Source organism: Ethanoligenens sp. (genome assembly GCF_047718355.1).
Classification (GTDB): domain Bacteria; phylum Bacillota; class Clostridia; order Oscillospirales; family Ethanoligenentaceae; genus Ethanoligenens.
The window spans coordinates 1-4,556 of record NZ_JBDNLG010000136.1 but is presented as its reverse complement, the minus strand read 5'-3'; the positions used below and the strand labels follow the sequence as shown (position 1 = coordinate 4,556).

Sequence of the window (4,556 nt, the reverse complement as noted above, 5' to 3'; positions counted from 1 at the left end):
TTAGTTACTTCCTTTTTGGCTTAGGCATTTAAGAAAATATCTTTTCTTGTTTTCAAATGTTCAATTAATTCCCGATCAATAATCATATTATCGCTGAATGGATACCATGTGTTTTTTCATCTTTTAATCAAAGCAGGACTAACGACATAATGAATGACCTGTTTAAATTAAATTGCCTTAATAGTTCTTTCAATTTTGGATTTTCAACTGGCTTATTTACGTCAATCGTTTTCGGCTGTATATTTTCTTTTATACGCCCCTCATCTGGCTGGACATGATCTGGTTCTTTTTTCTTTCCAAACAGTTTACTTACGAATCCCATAAATGCTCTCCTTACAATAATGTCAGTTCATCCAATAATTAATTAATAAAAGTGTATTCAGCTAAATTTACGCAGTCAATCAGTTTGCGGATAGCCACGCATTCTGATTGGCTGTTTTATATATTATAGCATCCGAGTGTGTGCTTTTCACCATGGCCAGCGTGCAAATGGCTTTATGACCCTGATTGCCGGAGAATAAAGCAAAGCCGTATCCGCACCCCAGAACTGCGGAATCTCCTCTTTCGCATTATCGTACTTGAATACCTTCGATGTGCCAATGACCGTAAATGAATCCTTCTCAACGATTTTGTAGTCCATTGTGTAACAGCTCTCCAATGAAAATTTGATTTTGAGACAAGCAAAAGATTCTATCATTGCTCCATCTTTCCGAACAGCAGTAGGGGTGACACCGTGAAAACGAGTGAAAGCTTTTGTGAAACTATCCGGTGAATCATAACCATATTTCAAAGCGATATCGATGATTTTTTCATCCGTAGAAACAAGCTCACTGCCGGCAAGTGTGAGCCTGCGCTGCCGGATGTACTCCGAAACCGTAAACCCGCAGAGCATTGCAAATCCCCTTTGAAAGTAAAACGGAGACACAAATGCCCGTTTTGCAATGCTTTCTATTGCCAGTTCCTCAGTTATATTTTCTTCGATATAGCTGATTGCTTCACCGATTCCTTCAATCCATCCCACAGTTACTGCCTCCTCTCTGCGTATCAATCATATCAATTTTCATGCGACCATGCCCGACTTTTTATGTGATGTTTTGTCCTTGGTTAAAAGGCATGTGGTTTACTCCGCGGGTGTGCCTTTTATTCTATTGTGCTTGCGCTATATTTTTCAATAGTCACATTGATAACATACTCTTTTTTCAAAGACTGTAACCGCCTATAATGTTCTGTTTTGCCATGTGTCGCCTGAGCTTTGTTGCTTACCCACATTTCCATTAAAAACAAGATATCTTCTGAATCTACGGGTTTATAATATTCATATTTGTAATTGCCCGGTTCTGCCCTTGAAGCTTCCATAATTCCATTTTCAATTACTTTTTCAAGAAATTCATCCCGTTTACCTGGTTTGATTGCATATTTGACGTTTACAATAATTCGGTTATGAATTTTGCTAATGGCCTGTTCATAACTGTTTACTTTAACGACTGCAAAATACTTTCCGAACTCTTTTGTCCACATGTCCATTTCGTCTTCAAGGTTCTCCGTCTCGGGCATGATGAATATAACGTATTCACAATCAGTTTTTGACATATTGGGAAGCAGCTCAGAGAAACCCCAATCTACATCTTCTTTATCGTCTTCAAATCCATTCCTTGCATCAACAACAAAATTACTATGCGGAAATTGTTTCAATAAATCCAATACAAACAAGGTAGGTGTTCTGTAATTGTTCAAGTGTGCAAATTTTTTCCATGTTAGAAACACCACGTTTTCATTTTCAATATATCTAACATTGCAAAACTCCGAATCAAACTCCAATTTGCTGTTCATGCAAACGCCTCCGTCATTAGTAAATCTTTCTTTAGCAGTCAATCAGTTTGTGAATTGCCACGCATTCTGATGGGCTGTTTTTATATATTATAGCATCTGAGTGTACCTTTTCCTACCATCTATTTGGTAACGTGGATTATCCAAATGGCCACGATGATTACTTTATCTTGCAACCGGGTCAAAACACAATCCACGTCGCAGGCGTCGCAGGTGCGTGGTCGTACTGCGTGACCGTTGCCGTTGAGTTTGCACCAATGGAGGCAGCGTGATGGATAAACCAAAGATTTATTTTTACCAACCATCTGGCACCTGCGCCGGGCGCACTACCGAGTATTTTGAATGTGTGGAAATACAAGAGCTGATGCGGCAATGGTCATTGGCTTTCTCGGTGACAAATCTAAACCCCATGCGCTCATACATTCAGCGTGGCGCAGTCTATGAGATACACGGTCAAAAATTTGACCATAAACGATTCACTCGCAATTCCGGTAGCAAAAATACCACATCTGTGACGATGGCCTACCATGTCTGCCGCCGATTGGACAACTACACCATACCTGCCGGGTATGCATTCGTCGGCACGGCGCAGGAAATCATCTCCGACATCTTCGATCAAGCCGTGGATGCAAACGGGGTCAAGGCATCCACGCAGTTTTCGGTGGGTACCTGCTCTGGCGTATCTGGCTCGTACAGCCCCGGAAACACGCAGCCCATATCCGCGTATACGGCAATACAGGGTCTTGTATCACTTGGCGTGGAACCGCAATTTGACAACTTTACGGTCAATGCGCCGGTTCGCTGGGGTGCAGATCGCGGCATGACCTTTAAATTTGGACGTAATTTGGCTGATTTGGACTTTGAGGACGATGCCGACCAAAATACCACCACATACAGTCTCGACGCGGCCAGACGACAATATGCGCTGGATGCCACACCGCGCGATTACGCTGAGTGCGGCGATACCGTGCGCATTAAAACGATTTGCTTGGCGAGGATATCCGCACGCAACGTATAGTAACCTTGGAAATGCATTGGGATGACCACACTGGTGACAAATTTACCGTCGGGCAGTTTGTGAGCGATCTTGCCGATTCCGTGGCCTCGATGCAGATCGGAATTGCAAATAGTGTGCAGCAAGCGGCGCAATACAGCAATGTATCAATTGACCGTCAAAACGGATTCATGGCGATTAGCCAAGATGGACTAAAAAAAGTTACAATGAACGCCACAAACTGTTTTTCCGTGTACTCGCGGCCAAATACAGCTGATGACTGGACACTGGTGCAGGAATTGGATGCCAATGGTCTATATTCGTCGATACTGACCGGGCTTAATTCTACTATGTACGCGGAAGTTGGTACAGGCTCAAACGGATTTGCACTGTATTACAAAGACAACACAAACAAAACTCCATTTCTTAAAATCTGGATCGATACAGACGGATATACACACATCACAACACCCGGAGGGAAATTGGATTTTTCATCGGATGACCAAGGAAATAGTTCGACTATACCAAATTTTCCGGGGTACACCGGGGATTACGTGCTCGGGAACATGAGGCAGCATTATCAAAACGGACTGCTTTCCGGGTACGGGGGAACAGACGGGTTTACCGGGGACATCTACATTAACACGGGAGGCACAAATACCGTACCGTTCCATTACAAAAACGGCGTGCGGAGACCCAGATATTGCGCTGCCGATTTGGAATTGCAAATTGTTGTCGTTGCTGCCGCTGATTGCAGCCGCCTCCTGCCACGATACTGATGCGGTCGGATCGATAATTGCCATATTTTTTGCTCCTTTAGCTAGTCTATTCCGATTAGCATGGGCCGATCCTTTTAGCCGACACACCGTGGGTGTCAACACAGCAAGCATCACAGTATGCAGATCACGCCGAAATCACAATTATAGGACATACAAATACCGTTCCGATTGTAAATCAACTGCGCGGGACTGCGTTGCAGATTATCTCCGCATCCAACCACGCTGTGTCTGGATCGGCAGTAAACTTAATTTTTGGAAATTATAAATCATTTTCCGGTGCAGGAGGATTGCAAAGCAAAATCACCGGGGAATTGGATATTTCAGGGATTCAAGTGGGAAATCCACCTACAACTACAGTAAACAACACATTGGGGCGCAGGCTGGGAGACTGTTCTACATCTTCGCAAACGCTTACCGTAATGGCTGGAGGCACGGCGTATACCGTGACTTTTAATCAAAACTATACGTCTATGGATAATGCCACGATCATTTCTGCCATAAATTCCGTGCTGGGTGATTCCGCCGTATCGCAAGAATATGTATATAATCAGTATCAAAGCGAAATTACCAACTGGTATGGCGAATATCTCAACAACACTTCTGCGGGGATTGCGGCAGGGGCGACAGCATATTCCACCGATGGAGTCAGTATACAAGTTTCTGGTACGACACAAATCGGGATAGCTGCCGAAGATATCAATCCGGGTGCATATGGTCGTGTGCGGTTGAAAGGGTGATTCATTTGAAATTTTTGTTTATCTGGCCGCCGTAGCTTAATGTTTTGCGGATGGCCCGCCGATGATAATGCTCAGATGTAATTTTTCAACGACAGTTGTTAACGCCAACGATGCCGCCACGCTCGAAAAAAAGCATATTAGCACCACAATTGCCGGTGCAACCGGTTTTGAAATTATCAAAGTTAGTAATATATATATTATTGGGTCATGGAACAAATA

The 4,556-nt window shown here is 43.5% G+C and carries 5 protein-coding genes and 1 pseudogene; 3 read left to right on the top strand and 3 right to left on the bottom strand.

Translation table 11 applies throughout. From position 1 onward, the window contains the following. Positions 1–127: 127 nt before the first annotated feature. The 3 genes and pseudogenes from ABF463_RS13970 to ABF463_RS13960 form a co-directional block, all read right to left on the bottom strand. Positions 128–322 carry a hypothetical protein gene (locus ABF463_RS13970; protein ID WP_415534559.1) on the bottom strand — a complete coding sequence of 65 codons (195 nt, stop codon included), beginning with the start codon at positions 320–322 and terminating at the stop codon, positions 128–130. 219 nt (positions 323–541) lie between these two features. Continuing rightward, positions 542–1,021: pseudogene (locus ABF463_RS13965) on the bottom strand (helix-turn-helix domain-containing protein); the annotation flags it as partial. Between the two features lie 119 nt (positions 1,022–1,140). Then, positions 1,141–1,830 (bottom strand): putative quinol monooxygenase, encoded by a 690-nt coding sequence (locus ABF463_RS13960; protein ID WP_415534557.1) that lies wholly within the window; start codon positions 1,828–1,830, stop codon positions 1,141–1,143. A gap of 268 nt (positions 1,831–2,098) precedes the next feature. Here ABF463_RS13960 and ABF463_RS13955 point away from each other — a divergent pair, with 268 nt between their 5' ends. From ABF463_RS13955 to ABF463_RS13945, 3 genes are all read left to right on the top strand, one after another. Continuing rightward, positions 2,099–2,845 (top strand): hypothetical protein, encoded by a 747-nt coding sequence (locus ABF463_RS13955; RefSeq protein ID WP_415534556.1) that lies wholly within the window; start codon positions 2,099–2,101, stop codon positions 2,843–2,845. 11 nt (positions 2,846–2,856) lie between these two features. Further along, positions 2,857–3,600 (top strand): hypothetical protein, encoded by a 744-nt coding sequence (locus tag ABF463_RS13950; protein WP_415534554.1) that lies wholly within the window; start codon positions 2,857–2,859, stop codon positions 3,598–3,600. Between the two features lie 287 nt (positions 3,601–3,887). Further along, the gene (locus ABF463_RS13945; RefSeq protein WP_415534552.1) at positions 3,888–4,337 is read left to right on the top strand and encodes a hypothetical protein; all 450 of its coding nucleotides are present in this window, start codon (positions 3,888–3,890) and stop codon (positions 4,335–4,337) included. The last annotated feature ends 219 nt before the right edge of the window (positions 4,338–4,556 follow it).